Annotated in this window: 2 protein-coding genes; both read right to left on the bottom strand. The window is 52.1% G+C overall.

Annotated elements, in window-relative coordinates; translation table 11 throughout:
* The coding region (locus AC2VLY_RS14260) for an MFS transporter (protein ID WP_486922510.1) at nucleotides 1–1,234 on the bottom strand (1,234 nt) is incomplete at its 3' end.
* Entirely contained in the window at nucleotides 1,234–1,773 is a 540-nt protein-coding gene (locus tag AC2VLY_RS14255; RefSeq protein ID WP_486892554.1) for a PqiC family protein, read from the bottom strand. The genes AC2VLY_RS14255 and AC2VLY_RS14260, both read right to left, overlap by 1 nt.
* Nucleotides 1,774–1,775: the final 2 nt, after the last annotated feature.

The raw sequence follows: 1,775 nt of genomic DNA, 5'->3' as shown, positions 1-1,775 counted from the left end.
CCAGGCGCGCGGCATCCAGCGTGGGGTTGGTGGCTCCCAATGCGGCAGACCCCCAAAACAGCCAGATAAATTCGAGAACCTGATTGTTGGTATTCAGAGCTAACAGAAAAAAAGGAATGGTGAGCATAAAGGCTATTCCAGTAACCCATACTCTTGCCGTAATCAGCCCTTTGCGTAATAACCAGTCGGCTATCCAACCGCTGGCGATAACCCCGCCAATGCCGCCTAAACCCGCACCGACAAAAAGGCTGCTGGCCGCCATGGTATTAATATGAAAACGTTGAGTGAGATAAAGAATGCCGAAAGCGAGCAGTCCGGTAAAATAAAAATACCCGGCGGAGGATGCGGAAATCAGTATCACATTGCTGGGAATGCTGAGAATGGTTTTTGCGGCCCGAAACCAGTGCCATTGAGTGGGGTCTTCCTGCAAAATCCTTTTGCTGACCGGTTGAATGGATTTTTTGCGAATATCATCGAGCAAATAGCGCCGATTTTTTTGAGTGGTTACTTGGGCGTGGTCCTGCTGGGCAGAATTTTTTTGGGTCAGTTCTAAAGCGAGTTTTTCCATATTGTTGCGTTGGGGTTCGCGCATGCCTTTCCATAATAAATAGGCAAGCAGAATCGCCATAATGGCCAGTACAAAAAATACCGTTCGCCAGTTGCTGAGGGTGTTGACGGTGCCAGCCAGAATCATGCCGATACCTGCTCCCAATAATTCTCCACCGACAATCAACCCAAATGCTCGTCCACGCCATGAGGGTGGAAATAAATCACCCGAAAGAGAGGCAATGATCGGACCAACGGAAACTCCGGCCGCTCCAGCCAGCATTTGCGTCAGTAGGAACCAGTTATAACCGGGGCTGATCCCACTCAGGAGCATAGCGATTGCCCATAAGACGATCAGTTTTATGAGTAAGGGAACACGGCTTTGACGGTCACCAAGAATACCCACGGGCAGAGCTGCTGCTGCACCAGTGAGTATGGAAGCGGTAGACAGCAGACCATAATCAACATTGCCGATATGCATGCTGCTTTCTAATGCTGGCGCTACCGTACCCAGAGCGGCCAGATTGAGACTGGCGAGTCCTTGAGTCAGGGCCAGTAAAATAATAGCCCGCAGTCTGGGTATGGCATTCAGCCAGTTTTTTTCCTGGAGAAGCAGTGCTTCAATGAGCTTCAGGGGATATAAATACGTATGCGGGATATAAGTATGACCATTTTTGTGGATGTTCATCACAAATGATGCGCCAATTCCTGGGAGAGCCTTTCCAGTAACTGGCTCATGGCAGCAGCTTGCGCGGTGGGGCTGGAAGGGATGTTGCTCTGATAAAAATGACTGCGCCCCTGGGTTTGGAGGTGCCCGTCGGGCATACGGCTGATAAACCAGTCGGCCTGCAAAAAGACCTTGCCATCATGACTGGGGATGAAACTCTGGACGTTGATTGTGACCAGAAGATAAGGGCCATTCGGTATGGGGTCCCCGGGCATGAGCACGGTTTTATCCGGTAATTTGCTCGCCAGATCCTGGGCCAGGACTTTTTGTGCCATGCCGCCCAGAGGTGCCGCCCAGCGGACATGTCCGGCAACGTCCAGGCGATGTTTACCCTGGAGCGTGGTGAGGTAAAGACGGTCAATATCTGCGGGCATCTGCACATGCGCAACGACTATGGGCAGTCCTTGGCCCTGCAAGGATTGTCTGGCCGCAACAGGAGATGGGGAGGATAGGGTCAGATACTGGGTGGGTACGGAAGCGCAGCCAGCGAGCGCCGCCACCA

The sequence above is a fragment of the Acidithiobacillus sp. TH-A36 genome, assembly GCF_057473445.1.
The sequence above is the reverse complement of the archived record's forward strand: the minus strand, read 5'-3'. Positions and strand labels throughout refer to the sequence as shown.